This window comes from Pseudomonas sp. A125 (genome assembly GCF_055409485.1).
Genome location: NZ_JBUZVP010000002.1, coordinates 166400 through 187436, shown reverse-complemented (window position 1 = coordinate 187436; position 21037 = coordinate 166400). Strand labels below are relative to the sequence as shown.

21 protein-coding genes and 3 pseudogenes are annotated in these 21037 nt (G+C 60.7%); 12 read left to right on the top strand and 12 right to left on the bottom strand.

The features are described from left to right. Positions 1-100 precede the first annotated feature (100 nt). A complete protein-coding gene (locus tag ACZRN6_RS03860; RefSeq protein WP_464007251.1) occupies positions 101-544 on the bottom strand; it encodes a multidrug/biocide efflux PACE transporter in 444 nt (147 codons plus the stop codon). Positions 545-633: 89 nt separating this feature from the next. Here ACZRN6_RS03860 and ACZRN6_RS03855 point away from each other — a divergent pair, with 89 nt between their 5' ends. Beyond that, on the top strand, positions 634-1488 hold the full coding sequence (locus tag ACZRN6_RS03855; protein ID WP_464007250.1) for a LysR family transcriptional regulator: 855 nt from the start codon (positions 634-636) through the stop codon (positions 1486-1488). A 69-nt stretch (positions 1489-1557) separates the two neighbouring features. On the opposite strand, the gene ACZRN6_RS03850 is transcribed toward ACZRN6_RS03855, so the two are convergent. Continuing rightward, complete coding sequence (locus tag ACZRN6_RS03850; protein WP_464007249.1) at positions 1558-2430, bottom strand: LysR family transcriptional regulator; 873 nt, start codon at positions 2428-2430, stop codon at positions 1558-1560. A gap of 111 nt (positions 2431-2541) precedes the next feature. Here ACZRN6_RS03850 and ACZRN6_RS03845 point away from each other — a divergent pair, with 111 nt between their 5' ends. Next, on the top strand, positions 2542-3267 hold the full coding sequence (locus tag ACZRN6_RS03845) for an SDR family oxidoreductase (protein ID WP_322147015.1): 726 nt from the start codon (positions 2542-2544) through the stop codon (positions 3265-3267). Positions 3268-3464: 197 nt separating this feature from the next. On the opposite strand, the gene ACZRN6_RS03840 is transcribed toward ACZRN6_RS03845, so the two are convergent. Beyond that, positions 3465-3947, bottom strand: a complete 483-nt coding sequence (locus ACZRN6_RS03840; RefSeq protein ID WP_464007248.1) for an SRPBCC family protein — start codon at positions 3945-3947, stop codon at positions 3465-3467. Between the two features lie 30 nt (positions 3948-3977). Then, positions 3978-4253, bottom strand: a pseudogene (locus ACZRN6_RS03835) (YciI family protein). A 179-nt stretch (positions 4254-4432) separates the two neighbouring features. Between ACZRN6_RS03835 and ACZRN6_RS03830 the strand changes: the two are divergent. Next, positions 4433-4927 (top strand): GNAT family N-acetyltransferase, encoded by a 495-nt coding sequence (locus ACZRN6_RS03830; protein WP_464007247.1) that lies wholly within the window; start codon positions 4433-4435, stop codon positions 4925-4927. 63 nt (positions 4928-4990) lie between these two features. Here ACZRN6_RS03830 and ACZRN6_RS03825 read toward each other — a convergent pair whose 3' ends face one another. After that, entirely contained in the window at positions 4991-5476 is a 486-nt protein-coding gene (locus ACZRN6_RS03825) for a GyrI-like domain-containing protein (protein WP_464007246.1), read from the bottom strand. Positions 5477-5672: 196 nt separating this feature from the next. On the opposite strand from ACZRN6_RS03825, the gene alaC reads away from it, so the two are divergent. Further along, a complete protein-coding gene (gene alaC, locus ACZRN6_RS03820) occupies positions 5673-6899 on the top strand; it encodes an alanine transaminase (protein ID WP_177078647.1) in 1227 nt (408 codons plus the stop codon). A gap of 77 nt (positions 6900-6976) precedes the next feature. On the opposite strand, the gene ACZRN6_RS03815 is transcribed toward alaC, so the two are convergent. Next, complete coding sequence (locus tag ACZRN6_RS03815) at positions 6977-8332, bottom strand: GntP family permease (protein ID WP_322147019.1); 1356 nt, start codon at positions 8330-8332, stop codon at positions 6977-6979. An 84-nt stretch (positions 8333-8416) separates the two neighbouring features. Continuing rightward, positions 8417-8950, bottom strand: a complete 534-nt coding sequence (locus tag ACZRN6_RS03810; protein WP_322147020.1) for a gluconokinase — start codon at positions 8948-8950, stop codon at positions 8417-8419. Between the two features lie 213 nt (positions 8951-9163). On the opposite strand from ACZRN6_RS03810, the gene gntR reads away from it, so the two are divergent. The 7 genes from gntR (at position 9164) to ACZRN6_RS03775 (ending at position 15082) form a co-directional block, all read left to right on the top strand. Continuing rightward, positions 9164-10195: an HTH-type transcriptional regulator GntR gene (gene gntR, locus ACZRN6_RS03805; protein ID WP_464007339.1), complete on the top strand. Its 1032-nt coding sequence runs from the start codon at positions 9164-9166 to the stop codon at positions 10193-10195. 340 nt (positions 10196-10535) lie between these two features. Next, positions 10536-10772 carry a DUF6124 family protein gene (locus ACZRN6_RS03800; RefSeq protein WP_275964773.1) on the top strand — a complete coding sequence of 79 codons (237 nt, stop codon included), beginning with the start codon at positions 10536-10538 and terminating at the stop codon, positions 10770-10772. Between the two features lie 166 nt (positions 10773-10938). Then, positions 10939-11571 (top strand): glutathione S-transferase family protein, encoded by a 633-nt coding sequence (locus ACZRN6_RS03795; protein WP_322147022.1) that lies wholly within the window; start codon positions 10939-10941, stop codon positions 11569-11571. A 16-nt stretch (positions 11572-11587) separates the two neighbouring features. Beyond that, positions 11588-12325 (top strand): NAD-dependent epimerase/dehydratase family protein, encoded by a 738-nt coding sequence (locus tag ACZRN6_RS03790; protein ID WP_464007245.1) that lies wholly within the window; start codon positions 11588-11590, stop codon positions 12323-12325. 114 nt (positions 12326-12439) lie between these two features. After that, the gene (locus ACZRN6_RS03785) at positions 12440-12886 is read left to right on the top strand and encodes a hypothetical protein (protein WP_464007244.1); all 447 of its coding nucleotides are present in this window, start codon (positions 12440-12442) and stop codon (positions 12884-12886) included. Positions 12887-13030: 144 nt separating this feature from the next. Continuing rightward, positions 13031-14440, top strand: coding sequence for an MFS transporter (locus tag ACZRN6_RS03780; protein WP_464007243.1), 1410 nt, complete (start codon positions 13031-13033; stop codon positions 14438-14440). Between the two features lie 135 nt (positions 14441-14575). Then, positions 14576-15082 carry a hypothetical protein gene (locus ACZRN6_RS03775; RefSeq protein WP_322147026.1) on the top strand — a complete coding sequence of 169 codons (507 nt, stop codon included), beginning with the start codon at positions 14576-14578 and terminating at the stop codon, positions 15080-15082. Positions 15083-15344: 262 nt separating this feature from the next. Here ACZRN6_RS03775 and ACZRN6_RS03770 read toward each other — a convergent pair. The 3 genes and pseudogenes from ACZRN6_RS03770 to ACZRN6_RS03760 all read right to left on the bottom strand — a co-directional run. Then, positions 15345-15773, bottom strand: a pseudogene (locus ACZRN6_RS03770) (methyl-accepting chemotaxis protein); the annotation flags it as partial. Between the two features lie 162 nt (positions 15774-15935). After that, positions 15936-16559, bottom strand: a pseudogene (locus ACZRN6_RS03765) (PAS domain-containing protein); the annotation flags it as partial. 272 nt (positions 16560-16831) lie between these two features. Next, positions 16832-17701 carry a LysR family transcriptional regulator gene (locus tag ACZRN6_RS03760; protein ID WP_464007242.1) on the bottom strand — a complete coding sequence of 290 codons (870 nt, stop codon included), beginning with the start codon at positions 17699-17701 and terminating at the stop codon, positions 16832-16834. A 96-nt stretch (positions 17702-17797) separates the two neighbouring features. Between ACZRN6_RS03760 and gstA the strand changes: the two genes are divergently transcribed. Continuing rightward, positions 17798-18400 (top strand): glutathione transferase GstA, encoded by a 603-nt coding sequence (gstA, locus tag ACZRN6_RS03755; RefSeq protein WP_464007241.1) that lies wholly within the window; start codon positions 17798-17800, stop codon positions 18398-18400. A 106-nt stretch (positions 18401-18506) separates the two neighbouring features. On the opposite strand, the gene ACZRN6_RS03750 is transcribed toward gstA, so the two are convergent. Both ACZRN6_RS03750 and ACZRN6_RS03745 read right to left on the bottom strand, forming a co-directional pair. Then, positions 18507-19901, bottom strand: a complete 1395-nt coding sequence (locus tag ACZRN6_RS03750; RefSeq protein ID WP_464007240.1) for an aromatic amino acid lyase — start codon at positions 19899-19901, stop codon at positions 18507-18509. Next, positions 19898-20902, bottom strand: coding sequence for an ornithine cyclodeaminase family protein (locus ACZRN6_RS03745; RefSeq protein ID WP_464007239.1), 1005 nt, complete (start codon positions 20900-20902; stop codon positions 19898-19900). Before ACZRN6_RS03745 ends, ACZRN6_RS03750 begins: the two co-directional genes overlap by 4 nt. Positions 20903-21037: the final 135 nt, after the last annotated feature.

The following is a 21037-nucleotide window of genomic DNA, read 5'->3' as shown; positions in this document are numbered from 1 at the left end:
CGCGCCGCCGATCCCGATAGCTGGCTCGGAACCGAGTCGCTCCCGACGCAGCCTCGCCTAGGCTCGACAGCTGCTACGCAAGTTGTTTAGCCGGGATTTTCTAGGCGAGTTGTTTCGCCTCGCGTTTTTGCATGATCCGCTCCCGCACTGCGTCATACCCCCAGTGATACACGTAGGTATACGGCAGGAAAAACAACAGCACGCCGATGTCGAGGATAAACGCCTGCATCAGGCTGATGTTCAACCACCAGGCAATCAGCGGCACGCAGATCGCCACCAGCCCGCCTTCAAACATCAGCGCATGCAGCACGCGTGTCCACGCCCCGCCAGACAATTGCAGGCGCGCCTTGAGACGGTCGAACAGGCCGTTGAAAATCACGTTCCAGGCCAGTGCCATAAGGCTGATGGCCAGTGTCACCATGCCCATCTCCAGCGCCGGCTTATCCATGATCCACGCCAGCAGTGGCGTACAAATCAGCAAGGCCAGGCCTTCAAACCCAATGGCTTGCCAAACGCGTTCAGTAATCGACTTGGTGGGTGTCATGACCCGTTCTCCGTGAGTGACGATGGTTGCCATCATTACCCTTTGAATCGATACTTCATAACCAATAACCATCGATAAAGGCGATAGTCATGGCTTCCCATGAAGTGCTCCAGGCGTTTGTACAAGCGGCGACCCAGGGTTCGTTTTCAGCGGCGGCGCGCAAGCTGGGCAAGAGCCAGTCCACCGTCAGCGCGGCGGTCGCGAGCCTGGAGATTGACCTGAACGTGGTGCTGTTTGATCGTAGCAGCCGCAAGCCAAGGCTGACCCCGGCCGGGCATGTGCTGCTGCAACGCGCCGAGCAGGTGCTGGAAGCCAGCAGCCGCCTGGAGTTGGCAGCCAGCCAGCTGTCCCAGGGGCTGGAGCCGAAGCTGAGTATCGCGATGTCCGATACCTATCAGTCGGACCGTTTCGAAACTGCCCTCAGCGCGTTTGAGCAGCGCTACCCGGACCTGGAACTTGAATGCCTGATCGCCGAATGCGAAGACTTGATCGCCCTGGTGCAAAGTGGCCGGGCGCACATTGCGTTTATCGAGATGCAGGAAATTTACCCGCCGGACCTCACCAGCACCGCCGTGGAAGAACGCACGGAAATCGCGCTGTTTGTCGCGCCCAAACACCCGCTGGCGAGCCTTACCGACATCGACCAGCAAACCCTGGAACAACACCGCGAACTGCGCTTGGCGAGCATCATCAACCCGAATGAAACCCGGGGCCTGGGCCGCGTCTGGTCGGCGCCCAGTTACCTGATGCTGATGGAAATGGCGCAATTGGGTTTTGGCTGGGCACCGCTGCCGCGCTGGCTGGTGGAGCGGTTTGGCGGCGGCCACCTGCGTGAGATCAAGGCCCGGGGCTGGCCGCGCTCGGTGGCGGTGGATGCGTTGTGGTCACGCCAGCATCCGCCGGGCCCGGCTGGCAGCTGGTTGCTGGGCAAGATGCTGGAGTAACGCCGGAACACAATATTCGGAACAATGAAGACCCAATGTAGGAGCTGGCTTGCCTGCGATAGCGGTGTGTCAGTCGCCACCGCTATCGCAGGCAAGCCAGCTCCCACATTGAATTTGCGGCGGGCGGTTGTTCTGGAAGTACTCATGCAGCGCCCGCAACGCTGGCAATTCCAGCGCCTGCGCGGCAAAGCACAAGCCCACCCGGCGCGTTGGTGCCGGCAAATGCCAGGGCCGAATCACCACCCCGGCCCGCTCTGCCGCCAGTGACTGCGGCAACATCGCCACACCCACACCGGCCGCCACCATGTGCAAGGCCTGGGTCAACGAACCGGCATGCCCGGCCACCGCTTGGGGCGAGCGACCGTACAAAGCCATCAGCCGCTGGTGGGAATCATGCTGCGGGCAAGTGATCCAGTCTTCGATCGGCGCCCACGCCTGTTCTTTGCCACCGACTGCCATCGGGTGTGCAACCGGCAGCGCCATCACGTAGGACTCTTCCCAAAGCGGCAGGAACAATTCGTCCTCACAGCACATTTCCTCAACGGCCAGGCGCCCCTCGCCTTCGCACCCTTCCTGCAAGGTCAGCAGCAAACCGGGCAGGCCTTGGTGCGCCATGCGCAGGAAGGTTTCGATCTGGCTGTCGGCAATATCGCCCTCCACGCCCAGCTCCAGCGCGATGCGGTTTTCGCGCCCGCGAAACAGCCGGCTCAACGCATCGGCCTCAGCCACCATGCGCCGCGCTTGTGGATACAGCACCCGCGCTTCATCGCTCACCTCAACCCCACGGGGCTGACGCAAAAACAGCGCCACACCCAACTCTTCTTCCAGTTGCTTGATGGTCACCGACAACGTCGGCTGGCTGACGAACAGGCGCTGCGCGGCGGCGGTGATATTGCGCTCTTCAAACACCGCAAGAAACGCCTTGAGATGACGCACATCCATAGTTAATACCGATGACAGACAGAGGAATAAGGCATTTTTCAGCCATTCAAGGGCTAAATATACTGCGACCCAGGTTTAGTTATTTGTTTTTCTTATCTCAGGAGTTTCACCATGAGCAAGCCATTGATCATCATCACCGGCGCCAGTTCGGGCATTGGCGAGGCCACTGCACGCTTGCTGTCGGCCGCCGGCCACCCGCTGTTGCTGTTGGCCCGCCGCATCGACCGGCTCAACGCCCTGGACCTGCCGAACACCTTGAATCGCGGTGTCGACATCACCGACCGCGCCGCCCTGGTAGCGGCGGTGAAAGAAGCCGAGGCCCGATTCGGCCCGGCCGATGCGCTGATCAACAATGCCGGCGTGATGCTGCTGGGCGCGGTCAGCGAACAGGACCCGGCGCAGTGGGAGCAGATGCTCGACGTCAACGTGAAAGGCCTGCTCAACGGCATTCATGCGGTGGCCGGCAGCATGGTCGAGCGCAAGGGCGGCACCATCATCAACGTCAGCTCGGTGGCCGGGCGCAAGACCTTCCCCAACCACGTTGCGTATGTGGGCACCAAGTTTGCGGTGCATGGGATTTCGGAAAACCTGCGGGAAGAGTTGTCGCCGCACAATGTGCGCGTAGTCACCATTGCCCCGGGCGCGGTGGAAACCGAGCTGTTGAGCCACACCACCGATGAAGCCATCAAGACCGGCTACCAGGCGTGGAAACAGGACATGGGCGGCACGGTGCTGAGTGCCGATGACGTGGCCTCGGCGATTGCCTATGCCTACCAGCAGCCACAGCACGTATGCATTCGCGAAATCGTGCTGGCGGCGACGCGTCAACAACCGTAAGAAGCCAAGGCAGACAACACAAATCCAATGTAGGAGCTGGCTTGCCAGCGATAGCGGTGTATCAGCCATGCATCTGTTGCTCATACACCGCTATCGCAGGCAAGCCAGCTCCCACAGTGGACCGCATTCCAGTCTCACGGGCTATTTGAGTTCGGCCAGGCGCCGCTCGATAAAGCGCTTCAACCCGGCCTGCACCGTCAATCGCGCATGCCTTCGGTCACCAGCGTCACCAACCGGTCGAGGCTTTGGCCCCAGCCTTCGTGAAAGCCCATGGCTTCGTGCGCCTGCTTGGTTTCGGCGCTCCAGTGCATGGCGCGGGCGGTGTAGAGCGTCTTGCCGTCGACATCTTCAAAGGTGACTTGGGCGGTCATGAACGGCTGGCCCGAAGGAATCCAGGCGGGGGTGAACGCGTCGGTAAACACCAGCCGGCTGGGGGCGGTAATTTCGAGGAATACACCTTGCGTCGGGTATTCGCTGCCATCGGGCGCGCGCATCAGCGTACGAAACTGCCCACCCACCCACAGGTCCATTTCGCACTCGGGGGTGGTCATGCCGTGTGGGCCCCACCATTGCTGCAATAAAGCCGGCTCGGTCCAGGCGCGGAACACGCGACGGCGAGGGGCGTCGATCAAGCGGCTGATGGACAATTCAAATTCGGCGGGTTTGGGTTGATGAGTCATGGGTAAACCTCCTGGATTTTATTGTTGTGTTCAGAGATTCAATTCACGCACCGGGCGTACTTCCACACTGCCGACCCGGGCGGCCGGAATGCCACCGGCCACCTGGATCGCTTCGTTCAAGTCCTTGGCCTCGATCAGGTAAAACCCAGCGAGCTGCTCCGTGGTTTCGGCCAACGGTTCGGCGGCGAGCATCCGCCCGCAGGCCATCACGGGCTCGGCATAGGCCAAACATTACTGGGCCTTGGGGCTGTCGGGCGAATCATGCAGCACCTGTTCGTTGCTAGAGATCAGGCAGAGGTGTTTCATCGAATTCTCCGTTTTCGGACACTCAACTATAGTCCCCGGCGACCAGGGTTCCAGCTCGAACATCGTGGTGCCATTGGCGGTGGGTGCGCTGGTAACCGACAGCCCCCCGAAAAATAATTGCGAATAGTGCAAACCCGCTAGAATCCGCGCTTCTTTGTAGGATTTCGGATGCTACGCCGATGGAAACCCGCCTCGTCGCCTATCAGACGTTGACTGCCCTGCAACAACAGCAACTCAACGCCCTTGAAGTGCATCCCGAACAACTGGGTTTTTCCGGCGATATCTACTGTGCGCTGAACACCCTGCTGGTCAATCCGAATCCCGGCGTGGCAGGCTTTGCGTTACTCGCCGACGACATTCCCGTCGCCTTCCTACTGCTCAAACGCCCACCCTGCCTGCCCCATTGGGCGGATGAACACAGCGCCACGCTGCATGCGTTGCAAGTCGATCGCCATCAGCAAGGCCTGGGGTTTGGCAAAGCCTGCCTGCAAGCCCTCCCGGCCGCCGCGCGCCTGGTTTGGCCGCAGATCAAGGCGCTGGAACTGTCGGTGGACACCGACAATGTGGCGGCGATGGGGCTGTATTTGCAGCAGGGCTGGGTGGACAGCGGGGAGGCGTATAAGGGGCGGATCGGGTATGAGCGCCGGTTGGCGTGGGCATTTGATAAGGACTAACGATTACGCGGTATCGAACGGCTGTTGCAGGAGCGAACGTGCTCGCTCCTGCCAGTGGTGCGGTCAGGCGGATTCGGCTTCGATCGGGATCCAGATTTCGACTGAACCCGTGCCTCTGTCCACATTGAAGTCGGCGCTGTAGCGCTCAAAATCAGCCCCGACCACCTTGTACCCGGAGCCCGGCAGCCACTCGAACATGATGCGTTCATAGGTCTGCGCCAGCGCCTGCACCGGGCCGTAGTGCGGGAACACCGCATAACGATGGGCCGGGATTTCAATCGACTGGAAGTTGCTCGGCACATCGCCCTTGGCCGGTACTTCAACGCCCGCCAGGTAGTCGAATTCATCGTGTTTGGCGTTGTAGCACACGCCGTAGGTCACACCGCCTACACGCTTTTTGATTTCTTTGACGCAGCTGTCGAACAATTCCCACAACTTGGGAATATCCCCCAGCGTGGCCTTTGAATAACGCCCGTGCACCCCCGCGATCACCAGGGCCTTGCCCTCTTCCATGCGTGGCTGTAACGGCAGTTTTGTCTGCTGATCCATCTGAACAGTCTCCTTCTTATGAGGGAACAAACCCGCGTCGAGTATAGGGGCATATCCCCGCCGTACTCCAAGCAGAAATTTTTGCAGCAGCATCTGGACAATTGGCCATCACCGACCGTATTGTCTGCCCCGCAGGCCACCGCAGTGGCCGACGTCGCTCGGACGGTTCCGGGCGCTTACGTATTTCGAGGCAACCATGGCCGAACCCAGTTCGCCGCGCCGCTTTGCGCGCATAGATCGACTCCCCCCTTACGTTTTCAATATCACTGCCGAGCTGAAGATGGCTGCGCGTCGGCGCGGCGAAGACATCATCGACTTGAGCATGGGTAACCCGGACGGCGCCACGCCACCGCACATCGTGGAAAAAATGGTCACCGTCGCCCAGCGTGAAGACACCCACGGTTACTCCACCTCCAAAGGCATTCCGCGGCTGCGCCGGGCGATTTCGCGCTGGTACAAAGACCGCTACGAAGTGGACATCGACCCGGAAACCGAAGCGATCGTGACCATCGGTTCCAAGGAAGGCCTGGCGCACTTGATGCTGGCCACCCTGGACCAGGGCGATACCGTGCTGGTGCCCAACCCCAGTTACCCGATTCACATCTACGGTGCCGTGATTGCCGGCGCCCAGGTGCGCTCGGTGCCGCTGATTCCGGGCGTGGATTTCTTCGCTGAACTGGAACGCGCCATTCGCGGCTCGATCCCCAAGCCGAAGATGATGATCCTCGGCTTCCCGTCCAACCCCACCGCGCAGTGCGTGGAGCTGGACTTCTTCGAGCGGGTGATCGCCCTGGCCAAGCAGTACGACGTGCTGGTGGTGCACGACCTGGCCTACGCCGACATCGTCTACGACGGCTGGAAAGCCCCCTCGATCATGCAAGTGCCGGGCGCCAAGGACATTGCGGTGGAGTTTTTCACCCTGTCCAAAAGCTACAACATGGCCGGCTGGCGCATTGGCTTCATGGTCGGCAACCCGGAACTGGTCAACGCCCTGGCGCGCATCAAGAGTTACCACGACTACGGCACCTTCACCCCGCTGCAAGTCGCGGCGATTGCGGCGCTGGAAGGCGATCAGCAGTGCGTGAAAGACATTGCCGAGCAGTACCGCCAGCGTCGCAACGTGCTGGTCAAAGGCCTGCATGAGCTGGGCTGGATGGTTGAGAACCCGAAGGCGTCGATGTACGTCTGGGCGAAGATTCCCGAGGCGTATGCCGCGATGGGTTCACTGGAATTTGCCAAGAAGCTGCTGCTTGAGGCGAAGGTGTGTGTATCGCCGGGCATTGGCTTTGGTGAGTATGGCGACGACCACGTGCGCTTTGCGCTGATCGAAAACCAGGACCGGATTCGCCAGGCGGTGCGCGGCATCCGGGCGATGTTCCGGGCAGATGGGCTGGTTAAAAAGCAGACGCCTGACCCGATCTAACGGCAGGAACCCAATCAATGTGGGAGCTGGCTCCCACATTTGACCAGGTACACACATTTTGTTTTGCGGTGTGCCTGTTAGACCACCAGCGACAGCAACATGATAAAGCCCAACGCCACCACCGACAGAATGGTCTCCATCGCGGTCCAGGTCTTGAATGTTTCAGCCACGGTCATATTGAAATACTGCTTCACCAGCCAGAACCCCGCATCGTTGACGTGAGACAACACCAACGAGCCCGCCCCCGTCGCCAACACCAGCAACTCGCGGTTCACCCCCGGAATCATCCCCACCACCGGCACCACAATGCCTGCACCGGTAATGGTCGCCACGGTCGCGGAACCGGTGGCCACGCGAATCACCGCCGCCACCAGCCAGGCCAGCAGGATCGGGTTGATCTGCGCGGTCACCGCCATATGGCCGATCACATCACCCACGCCGCTGGTCACCAGCATCTGCTTGAAGCCACCACCGGCACCGATGATCAGGATGATCGCTGCGGTTGGCGCAAGGCTCGCGTCGAGCAACTTGAGGATCTGCTTGGAACCGATGCCCTGGCGATGGCCGAAGGTGTACAGCGACAGCAGCAAGGCCAGCAGCAAAGCGGTGATCGGGTGACCGATCATGTCCATCCAGTTGCGGATCGCGTGGCCGTCCGGCAGGGCGACGTCGGCGAAGGTTTTGAGCAGCATCAGGAACACCGGCAGCAGCACGGTGATCAGGGTGACACTGAAGCTCGGCAGGGTCTTGGACTCCGGCTGCTCACGGGCCAGTTGGTCCACCAGTTCCTGGGACGGGTTGCCCGGGATGTACTTGGCAATGAACGAACCGTAGAGCGGCCCGGCGATGATCGCTGTAGGCAACGCGACGATCAGGCCGTAGAGAATGGTCTTGCCGATGTCGGCACCGAACACGCCGATCGCCAGCAACGGGCCCGGGTGCGGTGGCACCAGGCCGTGCACCGCCGACAGGCCAGCCAACAGCGGAATGCCGATCTTGATCAGCGACACGCCGGTGCGACGCGCGACGATAAACACCAGCGGGATCAGCAGTACAAAACCGATCTCGAAGAACAGCGGGATGCCCACCAAAAACGCGGCGAACATCATGGCCCACTGCACCCTCTCCTTGCCGAAGGCGCGCACCAGGGTTTGGGCGATCTGATCGGCACCGCCGGAATCGGCCATCATCTTGCCGAGCATCGTACCCAGCGCCAGGATAATCCCGACAAAGCCAAGCACCCCGCCAAAGCCATCCTGGAAGGCCTTGATGATCTTGTCCACGGGCATGCCCGAGGTCAGGCCGAGGAAGCCGGCGGCGATGATCAGTGCAATGAACGGGTGGACTTTGAACCGGGTGATCAACACGATCAGGCCGATGATGGTCACCACTGCATCGAGTAGCAGGTAGGTATCGTGGGACAAGCCAAACATGGGGGTCTCTCCTGTTTGTTGTTGTTATTAAAGCCGGTAAAAAATTCAGTGCAGGCGGACAGCGCTATCTTGTCCGGCAAAAAATTATTTGGTTGGTTCAAAACCGTGTTCAAGCCACCAGGCATTGGTTTGCTCGGCCAGGTCTTCAACGCTGTCGACGCTGGCGTTGAGGGCCAGGGTCAGCGGCTCGCCCACTGGCGATTCAAGGGTGGCGAACTGGCTGTCGATCAGGCTGGCCGGCATGAAATGGCCGGGGCGATGGGACACACGGTCGGCGGCGACTTCGCGGGTCAGTTCCAGGAATACAAACCCCAGGCCCGGTGCGGCTTCGCGCAGGTGGTCGCGGTATTTCTTTTTCAGGGCCGAGCAGGTGAGCACGGGATGCTCGCCGGCCTTGAGCGAACGGCGCAGTTCATCGCACAGGATGTCGAGCCAGCCGGCGCGGTCGTCGTCGTTAAGGGGATGGCCGGCACTCATCTTCTCGATGTTCGCGGCGGGGTGAAAGCTGTCGCCTTCAATGGCCGTGGCGCCGTTCAGCAGGCACAGGGCCTCGCTGACGCTGGACTTGCCACAGCCGGAAACGCCCATGATCACGAGGGCAGTAACAGGTTGACTCATGAAACACCTCAAGACGCAGATAGCGCTACCTTTGCACGCTGTAAGGCTAGTGCAAAAACAGGCTTTTCCCGCGCCGTCTTGTCATTTTTATGGAGTGACGCGTGCATCCTCTCCAAAAGGCTTGAGTCGGAACAGGCATCCCAACGTTCAAGGATTTGCAGGGTCTTGGAGACAGCGCTACCTTAGTGCCTCGATTTTTGTTTGGCAAGCCGCCTGATGACCCCCAAGAACGATAAAAATACCCGCACCACGGGCCGCCCTACCCTCAATGAAGTAGCCCGCCTCGCCGGCGTGAGCCCGATTACTGCCTCCCGCGCCTTGCGCGGCATCAGCACCGTGGCCACCGAACTGGTGGAAAAAGTGCAAAAAGCGGCGGCCGAACTGAGCTACGTGGTCAACCCGGCGGCCCGCGCCCTGGCGTCGGCCCAGAGCCAGTCGGTGGTGGTGTTGGTGCCGTCGCTGTCCAACCTGCTGTTTATCGAAACCCTGGAAGCCATCCACCAGGTGCTGCGGCCCAAGGGCTTTGAAGTGCTGATCGGCAACACCCACTATTCGCGCGATGAAGAAGAAGACCTGTTGCGCAACTACATGGCCTACCAGCCTCGGGGTTTGCTGCTGACCGGGTTTGACCGTACGGAAAGTGCCCGGCGCATGGTCGAATCCAGCAACGTGCCGTGTGTGTACATGATGGATCTGGACCCGGGCGCCGGCCTTAACTGCGTAGGATTTTCGCAGTTGAACGCCGGGGAAACAGCGGCGGCGCATTTGATCTCACGGGGGCGCAAGCGCCTGGCCTACATTGGCGCGCAACTGGACCAGCGCACGTTGTTGCGCGGTGAAGGTTTTCGTCGCGCATTGCAGCAAGCGGGGTTGTATGACCCGGCGCTGGAAGTGCTGACGCCACAGCCGTCATCGCTGGGCCTGGGTGGCGAGTTGTTCCTGCAGTTGCTGGCCAGCCATCCGGACGTGGACGCGATCTTCTTTGGTAACGACGACCTGGCCCAGGGCGCGCTGCTGGAAGCGTTGCGCCATGGCATCAAGGTGCCGGAGCAGATTTCGGTGCTGGGCTTTAACGACCTGCCCTCTTCCTCGTTCATGGTGCCGCGTTTAAGCAGCATCAGTACGCCGCGTGAAGCCATTGGCCGGCGTGCGGCGGAGCATCTGTTGACGGTGATGGCCGGCAACAAGATCGCCCGGCCGGTGGTGGACATGGGGTTTGAGTTGAAGGTGCGCGAGAGTACCTAGGCGGTAGCTGTAGGAAGTGGCTGGTCTTGATGGCAGCGCCTTGCTCCGTTGCCTACAGGTACGTCAGAATCCGCCGGCTTGTGCGCCTGGGTAGGGCTCTCTAAGGTTGCCCGGTCGCTGAATTTCTCAGTGATCGGGTTTAGTAGCCCGAGCTGTCACATAAAGATGCATGAGCGTCATCTATCAGACTTACCTGTCTGTGCTTGATGGTGGCTGTGCGCAGGGCGCCCTCGTGGCGCGCCGGATTTTTGTGTGACTTTGCCGGTCTACTAACCTGCGTGCAGCCGCCACCCTTTCGTTTAGTAGCGATCAGGTGATGGCCCAGATAGAGGTCACGCTTATGTTCAAAGTTACTCCCAATCCTCCGTCCTTATTCACCGTCAGCACTGACGTCAGTAGCGAAAGCCTGATCGCCAACAGCTACGAGACGTTTTCCTCGGTCAGCACATTATTGCTCGACCTGTCTGATGAACTCACCGGCAAAGACCGCGACACGGCATTGGCGATTCACCAACTGAGTGAGTTGGGCGTATTGCTGATGGGCAAGCTGATGGACCAGGAATCACCGCGCTGCTAAGGGCCCATGTGGGAGCTGGCTTGCCTGCGATAGCATCACCTCGGCATGCCTGATACACCGAGGTGCCTGCATCGCAGGCAAGCCAGCTCCCACATTTTTAGTCGTCGTTGGCCCATGCCCCTGCTAAATTGCCCACCTGCCTTCTCACCCTCGCAAGGAAAGCACCATGAGCCATTCGCTGAAAATCCTCGGTCGAGCTTCCTCCATCAACGTGCGAAAAGTGCTGTGGACCTGCCAGGAACTGGGCATTTCCTACGACCGCGAAGACTGGGGCATCGGCTTCGCCTCCACCCAGTCTCCCGAATTCCTGGCCCTGAACCCCAACGCCCAAGTCCCGGTACTCATCGATGACAACGGCGTGCTGTGGGAGTCCAACACCATCTGCCGCTACCTCGTGGGCCTGCACCAGCGCCACGACCTGCTGCCCGTCGAGCCGGCAGCCCGGGCCAGAGTCGAGCAATGGATAGACTGGCAAGCCATCGAACTCAACCGTTCCTGGGGTGATGCTTTCACCGCGTTGGTGCGCAACAACCCCGACAACCTGGACGCGCACGCCATTGCCGTCGCGGTAAAGGCCTGGAACGACAAGATGGGCCTGCTGGAACAACAACTCGTCAAAACCGGTGCCTACGTGGCCGGTAACGCCTTCACACTGGCCGACATCCTCATCGGCCTGTCGGTGCACCGCTGGCGGATTACGCCCATGGAGCATCCACCGTACCCCGCGATCAGCGCCTACTACGCAACCCTCAGCCAACGCCCAGGCTTCCAAACCTTCGCCCTCGACGGGCACAACTAAAAACAAGGACTCCACCATGAACGGACTCAACGTACTACTCACCGGCGCCTGCGGCCGCATCGGCAAGACGTTTTTCGAAGCCTCGAAAGACCGCTACCGCTTCACCCTCACCGACCGCATCGAGCCGGATTTCGCCCTCGGCGAACACCGTTTCGTGCACGCCGACCTGAGCGACAAAACCAGCCTCGCCGCCTTGCTCGACGGCATTGACGTGATCGTGCACCTCTCGGGCATCCCCCACGCCAGCGCGACCTTCGACGAGTTACTGCCCAACAACATCCTGGCCACCACCTACCTGTTCGAAGCCGCCGTTGCCGCCGGGGTAAAACGCCTGGTGTTCGCCAGCAGCGCCCAGACCATCGAAGGCTACCCGGTCGACCGCCAGATCACCCCCGGCATGCCGGTATTGCCCGCCAACCTGTATGGCGTGAGCAAATGCTACGGCGAAGCCCTGTGCGGTTTTTACGCGGCCAAAACCCCGCTCTCCACCATCGCCTTGCGCATTGGTGCGTTTGAATTCCCCGAAACCCACGACCTGAACAACGCCCGCGACCTCAGCGCCTGGCTCAGTCCACGCGACGCCGTGCAACTGCTGCAACGCTCGGTGGAAACCATCGGGGTGAAATACCTGATCGCCCACGGCATTTCCAATAACCGCTTCAAACGCCTGGACCTCAGCGAAACCACCCGTGTGCTGGGTTACCAACCAGTGGATGACGCGTTCCAAACATTCGAGATCCCGATCACTTACTGAGCGCCTTAACACACTACCCGTGGCTGTCTACTGTCATAAGTGACAGTAGACAGCTACAACCGCAGAGCACTAAATAAAACTCCACCTGTTCCGCTGACAGACAAGGAGTTCGCGATGACCGCCGACAACCTCTTTACCCACCACGCCCCCCACGGCCGGCTGGTGGCGCTCAAAGCCTATGAAGGCCCCATTGATACCACCCATGTCACCTACCGTGAAACACCGACAGGCACAAGAATCATCAACCTTGATGGTCGAGAGCTACTCGACGACAACAGGTCTCGGGGCATTCAAATCAGCTTTTCCAGCAACTTCCTTCCCGGCGAGCACCCGGTCCCGCAAGACACGTCTACTGCCTTTGCTCAGTTGGCGTATTTCCGTCAGGTCGGCGATCACAGAACATCGAGTCGGGCGAAAAGCGGCGTTCTTGAGCTAGTGACCTATGACCGGGAAAGAACCTTCGCCACCGGTATCTACCATGTTGTCGCCGAGGTAGATGGCGCCGATCACGAGTTCATCGGCAGCTTCGCAATTCGCTATATCCAGGACGATAAAAGCTAAGTGCGTTGCATCTCGCAATAAAACCTTGAAATACCAAGCTCCCAGCAATAAATCAGCGGATGTGCCGATAAATCCTCAATTTTCACAAACGCTGATTTCCGATAGCAGGCTAAGATTCCAGGTCTCTGCCCCTGGACGACTCCCATGCCTTCACTTTCTGCTGCAGACGGCATCGACCCAATTCGCGCCGCGCACATCAGCGCACGCATCGATCGCCTGCCCGCCGTTGCCACCATTTGGCGTTTGGTAGCCCTGTTGTCGATCGGCGGTTTTTTCGAGCTGTACGACTTGTTCCAGACCGCCTACATCAGCCCCGGCTTGATCAGCGACGGAATTTTTCACACCGGTAGCCAAGGCGTATTCGGTTTCTCCGACCAGGCAGCCTTTGCCTCGGCGACCTTCCTCGGCCTGTTCCTCGGCGCCAGCCTGCTCAGCCCGATTGCCGACCGCTACGGGCGCCGGGCGATCTTCACCTTTGCGTTGATCTGGTACACCGTCGCCACCGTGCTGATGGGCATCCAGACCTCAGCCTTGGGGATTATCTGCATGCGCTTTCTGGTAGGCATTGGCCTTGGGATCGAGCTGGTGACCATCGACGCCTACCTCTCGGAACTGGTGCCCAAGCGCATGCGCAGTTCGGCGTTTGCCTTTGCGTTTTTCATCCAGTTCCTGTCGGTGCCGGCGGTGGCGCTGATGTCGTGGTGGCTGGTGCCGCAGGCGCCGTTCGGGGTTTCGGGCTGGCGCTGGGTGGTGTTGAGCAGTGCGGTGTTTGCGCTGTTTATCTGGCAACTGCGCAAACGCCTGCCGGAATCACCGCGCTGGCTGGCGCAAAAAGGCCGATTCGACGAGGCCGGGCAGATCATGCACAGCCTGGAGGCACGCTGCCAGAAGGACCACGGCAAGCCACTGGATGAGCCGGAACCGCAAGCCGTCAGCGTGCAGGGCCAAGGGCGGTTTGCCGATATCTGGCAACCGCCGTACCGGCGCCGGGCGTTGATGCTGATTGTGTTTCATGTGTTCCAGGCCATCGGCTTTTTCGGCTTCGGCAACTGGCTGCCGGCGCTGCTCTCGGGCCAGGGCGTGAGCGTGACCCACAGTTTGGGTTATGCCTTTATCATCACCCTCGCCTACCCGCTGGGGCCGCTGCTGTTTGTGAAGGTGGCGAACCGTTTTGAAAACAAATGGCAGATTGTCGGCTCGGCGCTCGGCGCGGTGATCTTCGGCAGCTTGTTCGCGCTGCAAACCACCGCCGTAGGGCTGGTGATTTGCGGGGTGATGATCACGTTTTGTAACGCCTGGTTGAGCTTCAGTTACCACTCCTACCAGAGCGAACTGTTCCCCACCAACATCCGCGCCCGGGCGGTAGGTTTCTGCTATTCGTTCAGCCGCTTGTCAACGGTGTTCAGCAGTTTGCTGATTGGCGTGATCCTCGAACACCTCGGCACGCCGGGCGTGTTGGCGTTTATTGCCAGCAGCATGTTGATCGTGATGATCACCATCAGTTGGTTCGGCCCGCGTACCCGCAACCTGGCGCTGGAGAACATTGCCCACTAGCGGCAAACAATCGCCGTCGGCACGCCAACGTTTGCCGACGGTGGCGGCCAAAAGCCCCGTAAACACGGGGCTATACCACTGGGCACGCTAATTGCTCCACCAGAGGCACCGCTCACATCCACAGGTGTCCTGATCATGCTGATCAACAACAATCCCCAGGCTCAGTCGACGATCCAACGCATCAAGCGCGCCGACATGGACCCGGCCAACGCCGCCGCCAGCGCGCTGTACAGCGGTGCCGCGCAAAACGCGCAGGGCGCCGCGGGGGTGACCACCACCCAGGCAGCCGCCGACGCCACCGCCGACAACATCAACGCGGCCTTTGCCAAGACCCGCGTGCAGTTGCAGGCCACTACGGCGACCACGTCGACCACCGATGTGCCCAAGACCGATTCCACCTCGTCGGCTCGCAGTGATTTCACCGACTACATGAAGAAGAGCCCGGCCGAGCGCATCCGTGAGCAACTGCTCAAGGAACAGGGTTTGACCGAGGCCGATGTGAAGAACCTGCCTGCGGATAAACAGGATGCTATTTCCAAGGAAGTGGCAGAGCGCCTGAAAGAGCAGCAGACGCAGCAAGTAGCGGCGAAAACCGCAGACCCGCAGGCGCAGACGGTGAAAGAGACCCTGGCTGCGATCTAAACCCAGACAATACAAACCCTGTGGTCAGGGAGCTTGCTGGGGTGAGGGAGCTGCTGTGGTGAGGGAGCTTGCTCCCGCTGGAGTGCGCAGCGCTCCCGGGATTTTGGGGCCGCTTCGCAGCCCAGCGGGAGCAAGCTCCCTCACCACAGCAAGCCCCCTCACCACAAAAGCTCCCTCACCACAGCAAGCCCCCTCACCACAAAAGCTCCCTCACCACAGCAAGCCCCCTCACCACAGGTCATGTGCCAGTCATGAATACCGGTTACTGCAGTTGCAACGTGGAGTTGAACTGACTGATCGCATCCACCACATGCCGTGACCCTTCCTGAATCTCCAGGATCACCTGCCCCGCCTCATTCGCCAGCTCTACCCCAAGCCCCGTACGACTCAAGCTCGACTGCATGCTCGACACCGCGCTGATCGACAGGTCGTGGTTTTTGCGCACCACGTCCACAATCTCGATCGTCGCCTGGCTGGTTCGCGCCGCCAAACTGCGTACTTCATCCGCCACCACCGCAAACCCCCGCCCATGCTCACCCGCTCGGGCCGCTTCGATCGCGGCGTTCAGCGCCAGCAGGTTGGTCTGGTCGGCGATGCCGCGAATGGTCTGCACGATGCTGCCGATGATGTCCGACTGCTTGCTCACCGCATCAATGCTGATGGCCGCCTGGTTCAGGTCGCGGGAAATCTCTTCGATGATCTGTACGGTCTGCTGCACCACTTGCGAACCCTTGCGGGCACAGGCGTCGTTCTGCACCGAGGTGGCGTGGGCCGAGTCGGCGGCGGTGCGCAAGGTGGTGACCTGGTCGGTGATGTCACTGGCGAACTTCACCACTTTGTACAGGCGCCCGTTGGCATCGAAGATCGGGTTGTAGGAAGCCTCCAGAAACAGCGTTTGTCCGAATTTGTCTTTGCGCTCAAACCGGTGAGAGTGATATTCGCCGCGATTAAGCGAGGCCCAGAATGCTTTGTAGGCCGGCGACTCGGTCTCCCCGCGATGACAAAACAGGCTGTGGTGCTGGCCAACGATTTCACTGAGGGAATACTTCACCGTCTTCAGGAAGTTGTCGTTGGCATTCAGGATCTGGCCTTGCGGGGTGAACTCGATCACCGCCATGGAGCGGCCAATCGCGTCGATCAGGCTCTGGTTTTCATGCTCGCGGTGTATCCGCGCCGAGATGTCCGAGGCGACCTTGATCACGCTTTTCACCTGGTTGTCGGCACCGAGCACCGGCATGTAGCTGGCTTCCAGCCACACTTCCTGGCCATGTTTATTCAGCCGCATGAAGGTGCCACTCAGGGCCTCGCCCCGCGCCAGGTCGCGCCATAGCTTGGCGTAGGCGTCGGTGTGGGTGTAGGCCTCTTCGCAGAAAATCCGGTGATGCTTGCCGCGAATTTCTTCGGCGCTGTAGCCCATGGTCTTGCAGAAGTGTTCATTGGCATCCAGCACGATGCCGTCGCGGTCAAACTCGATCATTGCCATGGAACGGCTGATGGCGGCCAATTTGGCCTTGGCTTCGGTGAGGGCGCAGGAGAAACGTTCGATTTCCAGCAGGTCGGATTTGTGTTGGCGGTTGAACATGTCGGATCACCCTTTATTTTCCCGTCGCCCACGCGGGCGCATTCCATTCACGGCTTGAATCTTGATTGCAGACCTTTATGGGGAAAACCATCCGAAACGCTTTATATGCAATGCGTCATCAACGGTTCTGGATGAGCATAGTCAGGCGTTGGCGCTATGCAAGGCCACTAGTCAGCGAGCATTTTCAACAAGGCATTCACCGCAGGGGAAGGTGAACGGCTGGTTGAACCGACCAAGGCAAATTCGCGATAAACCGGAACGCTCAGGGGCATCACGCACAGGCCCTGGCGCTGCGCCGGGAGGGTGATTTCCGGCACCAGCGTCACGCCTACTCCTTCACGTACCAGGCTGAAGGCGCTGCTCCATTCACGCACTTCCACCCGGATGTCCTGGATGACCAAACCGACTTCAGCGCTGAGGCTGCGGGCATTGGCCGTGCAACCGCCGGTAGCCAGCACAAAAGGTTGTTGCAGCAACTCTTCAAACGTCACCGAATCCCGGCCCGGGCGAGCGGCCAGTGCATGCCCGGCCGGCAGCACCGCCAGCCAGTTGTCCCGCCCCAGCAGCGTGGCATTGCGCTCGGGCTTAGGGTTGAGCACCACGCCCAGGTCGATCAGGCCGGCATCGAGCAAGGTGTTCACCTCGTTGTCCGTCACCTCCAGGGTGGTCACTTCAATACCCGGATACAGCTGGTTGAAACGCCGCAGCAGCGGCGCCAGGAACGCTGCCAGCACCATGGGAAAGCTGGCGATACGAATCGTCCCACGCAGCATGGGGCGTGCTTCATCCACGGTGCTGCGAATAGCCTGCAACGCCCCCAACATCACCCGCGCCTGCTCGATCACCTGCAAGCCCAAGGCCGTAGGCAAGGTTTGGCGGGCCTCACGCGTGAACAATTGCGCACCGAGGTTGGCCTCGATGGCCGCCATCGCCTGGCTGGCGGCAGACTGGGTCATGCCCACGCGCTCAGAGGCCGCGGTGATGCTGCCGTTGTCCGCCACGGCCACCATCAGGCGCCAGTGCATCAGGTTCATCATGGCAGTAGCTGTCCTTATGGGTGGTTCTGAAAGTTTAATTTTACCCAAGGTGTCATGCCATTGAGACTGGCGCAAATGTCCAACGGAGCTGCCTTGATGAAGCTGTATTTTTTGCCGAATGCCTGTTCCCTCGCTGCCCATATCGTATTGCTGGAAGCGGGTTTGCCGTTTGAACTGAATCGCATCGACAACCAGAAAAAAACCACCGCCGACGGCGAAGATTTCCTGCTCATCAACCCCAAGGGCTACGTGCCTGCACTGCGCCTGGATAAGGGTGAGGTGCTGACCGAAGGTGCCGCCATCCTGCAGTACCTGGCCGATCTTGCGCCGCGGGCCAGCCTGGCGCCGGTGAATGGCAGCTGGGAGCGGATACGGTTGCAGGAGTGGCTGAATTTTGTCGGCAGCGAGATCCATGGCGGGCTGGCTGTGTTGTTCAAAGACGCGATCGCGCAGGAAGTAAAAGCACTGTTCAAGGCCACGCTGTTCAAGCGGTTTGCGATTCTGGTGCAGACGCTGGAGCGTCAGGATTACCTGCTGGGCGCACAGTACTCGGTGGCGGATGCGTACCTGTTTGTGGTGCTGCGTTGGGCGCGATTGTTTGATATCGATTTGCAGCAGTGGCCGGCGCTGGCAGAATTTCAGCAGCGGGTAGGCGAACGGCCGGCGGTGATTGCCGCCCTTGCCGCTGAAAATCCATGACCTGAAATGCGATCAACCTGTAGGCGCTGGCTTGCCTGCGATAGCGATGGTGAATCCAACACCGCTATCGCAGGCAAGCCAGCTCCCACATGGGTTCTTCGTTGGTTTAGAGAATGGGGTTCAAGCCATCGTTTTCGATGAATGCACTTAACGCCAACACATCCACCGACCCCGAGCGATCCTGATCCAGGTGCGCCACCTGGCTGCGTACCGCCTGATGAATGCGCCGGGTGCCCTGCCCCAGCTGCAGCGTGCCGCGCAGGTCCACCGCCTGCGCGGCCACGATTAACTCAATACTGGCCAGCCACACCACGCGCTGTACCAGTTGCCGGGTTTTCTCGACAACCGCCAGCGCCTGTCCCGCATAATCTTCCACGCGATCGGCCACCGGCACACTCACCGCCGGAATCGGATTGGCCAAATGCCCGATCTCTGCCATCAACGCCGAACTGGTGCGCTGCAAGGCCGCCATGCCCACGTGCCCGGGCTGGTTGATCAAAAAGCGCGGCAGTTCACTGGAAGCCGGCGACAACAGTTTGGCAATCCGCTCGGCGCTGCACACCGCCAAGCGGCTCAACGCCAGGCCCAAGCATTCCGCCGCCAGTGCCAGGTGCGTGCTGTCGAAATTCGCCGTGGCCAGCACCCGCGCGTCTTCACTGATCAACGCCGGATTGTCCGCACCGCTGGCCAGTTCCAGTTCGATCAACTCGCGCAACGCCTGCACTGCCTGCTGCGCCGCGCCCTGAACCACGGTGGCACACCGAAAGCTCAACGGGTCTTGCAAGCGACGCGGGTGATCGGCCAATTCGCCGCCATCGACTAACCGCAGCAACGCCGCTGACTGTTCACTCTGCCCCGGCGCCGGGCGCAACCGCGAAGCCCAAGGCTGGAAAGGACTGAGGTTGGCCCGATAGCCTTCACACGACAACGCCAGCCCCGCCATCACGGCCTGCAATGCCTGTTCGGCCTCGGCCACCAGCAACGCCCCGAGGCCGATGCTGGCGGCGTTGGCCGACACCAGCGCCAGGCCATCCTTGCCCGTCAGTGGCACGTTGAGCGCCAGGCTCAAATGCGCCAGTGGGGCAAGGTCGCTCTCGCCCAACGAACCGAGCAATGGCACCTCAGGCTCGATGCCAGAGTTGAGCAAATCCATCAGCGCCTGCGCCGCCCTCGGCGAAATCCCCGAACGCCCTTGGGCCAAACCTGCCAAACGGGCGGCGGTGATCGCGCGTAATTCCTGTCGATTGGCCAGGCGCCCCACGCCCACCGCACGCCCCAAAGGAATGCTTGCCTGCACGGGCGCTACCGGCGTGTCCACCGCCGCACCGAGGCCGGTGGTCACGCCGTAAATCGGCGCGCCTTGCGCCACCAGCCGCAGCAACAGTTGATGCCCTTCGTCGATACGCTGGCGGGCGGCAGCGCTGAAGTCAGCCGGCGCGTCTTGCCGGGCAATCAACAGCAAACCCTCAATCGTCAAACCACGGGGGTCTAAGTGAATCATGCCCAGCGCAACCGTTGGCCGATGCCCAGGCGTTTGGATTTTTCCAGCAGCGCATGGCCCAGGGCGATATCGCTGAGGCTCAAGCCGCGGTGCCAGAACAGGATGGTTTCTTCGGGAGTTTCCCGGCCGCTTTTCAAGCCGGCCACGATCTGCCCAAGCTCGGCATGCAAGGTCTCGGCGCTGAGTTTTCCGGCGTCGACATGGGCGCGCAATGCGCCGAACATCCCGCCCTTGCACTGGCCCCAATCGTCCACCACCAGCTTGTGCATGATGTCGGTCAACGACAACTCCACCGCGCTCATGGTGCCGTAGGGCACGACGAACGCGCCGGGTTTGATCCACTCGGTACGCAGCAACGGTTGCGGCTGATCCAGGCGTGAAGCCTCGACCACGATGTCGGCGTCACGCACCGTGGACTCCCAATCGTCGGTGACAATCACCGGCTTGCCGAGGTCGCGGCGCAGGCGTTCGGCAAAGGCTTCGCGGCTTTCACTGCGGCGTGAGTGCACGCGAATTTCGTCGAAGTCGAACAGGTGGTCCAGCAGCCGCACGTTCCAATACGCGGTGCCACGGGCACCGATGTGCGCGAGGACTTTACTGTCGGGCCGGGCCAGGTATTTGGCACCGATGGCGGTGACCGCGCCGGTACGCATGTCGGTGATCGCCGAGGCGTCGAGGATGGCTTTGGGGATGCCGGTGGCCGGGTCCAGCAGGTTGAGAATCGCCAGTTCCGAGGGCAGGCCCTTGCGGTAGTTGTCGACAAAATCGCCCACCACCTTGACCCCGGCGTAGCCGATTGCGCCGCCCAGCACACCGCGCAGCACGTTGAAGTGGCCGTTGATTTCACCGCCGGGAATCAGGTGCATGCGCGGCTCGATCACCGCCTCGCTGCGGCCCTGGATGGCCAGGCTGGCTTCGATGGCGTTGAGGATTTCGTCGTTGGTCAGGGCCAGTTCGTCGATGTCCAGGCCGTTGAGGAAGTCGATGTAGATCGGTTGCATGGTCTGCTCACTGATGGGTTGCGATGGGGCCTTGAGTAAGGACCTTTTTGTGGCTGGGAGGTTTTTTGTGGCTGGGAGGTTTTTTGTGGCTAGGAGGATCTTTGTGGCTGGGAGGATCTTTGTGGCTGGGAGGAT

Coding starts and splice junctions, on each gene's coding strand:
- ACZRN6_RS03860 (WP_464007251.1), bottom strand. CDS start 544: ATGACACCCACCAAGTCGATTACTGAACGCGTTTGGCAAGCCATTGGG.
- ACZRN6_RS03855 (WP_464007250.1), top strand. CDS start 634: ATGGCTTCCCATGAAGTGCTCCAGGCGTTTGTACAAGCGGCGACCCAG.
- ACZRN6_RS03850 (WP_464007249.1), bottom strand. CDS start 2,430: ATGGATGTGCGTCATCTCAAGGCGTTTCTTGCGGTGTTTGAAGAGCGC.
- ACZRN6_RS03845 (WP_322147015.1), top strand. CDS start 2,542: ATGAGCAAGCCATTGATCATCATCACCGGCGCCAGTTCGGGCATTGGC.
- ACZRN6_RS03840 (WP_464007248.1), bottom strand. CDS start 3,947: ATGACTCATCAACCCAAACCCGCCGAATTTGAATTGTCCATCAGCCGC.
- ACZRN6_RS03830 (WP_464007247.1), top strand. CDS start 4,433: ATGGAAACCCGCCTCGTCGCCTATCAGACGTTGACTGCCCTGCAACAA.
- ACZRN6_RS03825 (WP_464007246.1), bottom strand. CDS start 5,476: ATGGATCAGCAGACAAAACTGCCGTTACAGCCACGCATGGAAGAGGGC.
- alaC (WP_177078647.1), top strand. CDS start 5,673: ATGGCCGAACCCAGTTCGCCGCGCCGCTTTGCGCGCATAGATCGACTC.
- ACZRN6_RS03815 (WP_322147019.1), bottom strand. CDS start 8,332: ATGTTTGGCTTGTCCCACGATACCTACCTGCTACTCGATGCAGTGGTG.
- ACZRN6_RS03810 (WP_322147020.1), bottom strand. CDS start 8,950: ATGAGTCAACCTGTTACTGCCCTCGTGATCATGGGCGTTTCCGGCTGT.
- ACZRN6_RS03800 (WP_275964773.1), top strand. CDS start 10,536: ATGTTCAAAGTTACTCCCAATCCTCCGTCCTTATTCACCGTCAGCACT.
- ACZRN6_RS03795 (WP_322147022.1), top strand. CDS start 10,939: ATGAGCCATTCGCTGAAAATCCTCGGTCGAGCTTCCTCCATCAACGTG.
- ACZRN6_RS03790 (WP_464007245.1), top strand. CDS start 11,588: ATGAACGGACTCAACGTACTACTCACCGGCGCCTGCGGCCGCATCGGC.
- ACZRN6_RS03785 (WP_464007244.1), top strand. CDS start 12,440: ATGACCGCCGACAACCTCTTTACCCACCACGCCCCCCACGGCCGGCTG.
- ACZRN6_RS03780 (WP_464007243.1), top strand. CDS start 13,031: ATGCCTTCACTTTCTGCTGCAGACGGCATCGACCCAATTCGCGCCGCG.
- ACZRN6_RS03775 (WP_322147026.1), top strand. CDS start 14,576: ATGCTGATCAACAACAATCCCCAGGCTCAGTCGACGATCCAACGCATC.
- ACZRN6_RS03760 (WP_464007242.1), bottom strand. CDS start 17,701: ATGATGAACCTGATGCACTGGCGCCTGATGGTGGCCGTGGCGGACAAC.
- gstA (WP_464007241.1), top strand. CDS start 17,798: ATGAAGCTGTATTTTTTGCCGAATGCCTGTTCCCTCGCTGCCCATATC.
- ACZRN6_RS03750 (WP_464007240.1), bottom strand. CDS start 19,901: ATGATTCACTTAGACCCCCGTGGTTTGACGATTGAGGGTTTGCTGTTG.
- ACZRN6_RS03745 (WP_464007239.1), bottom strand. CDS start 20,902: ATGCAACCGATCTACATCGACTTCCTCAACGGCCTGGACATCGACGAA.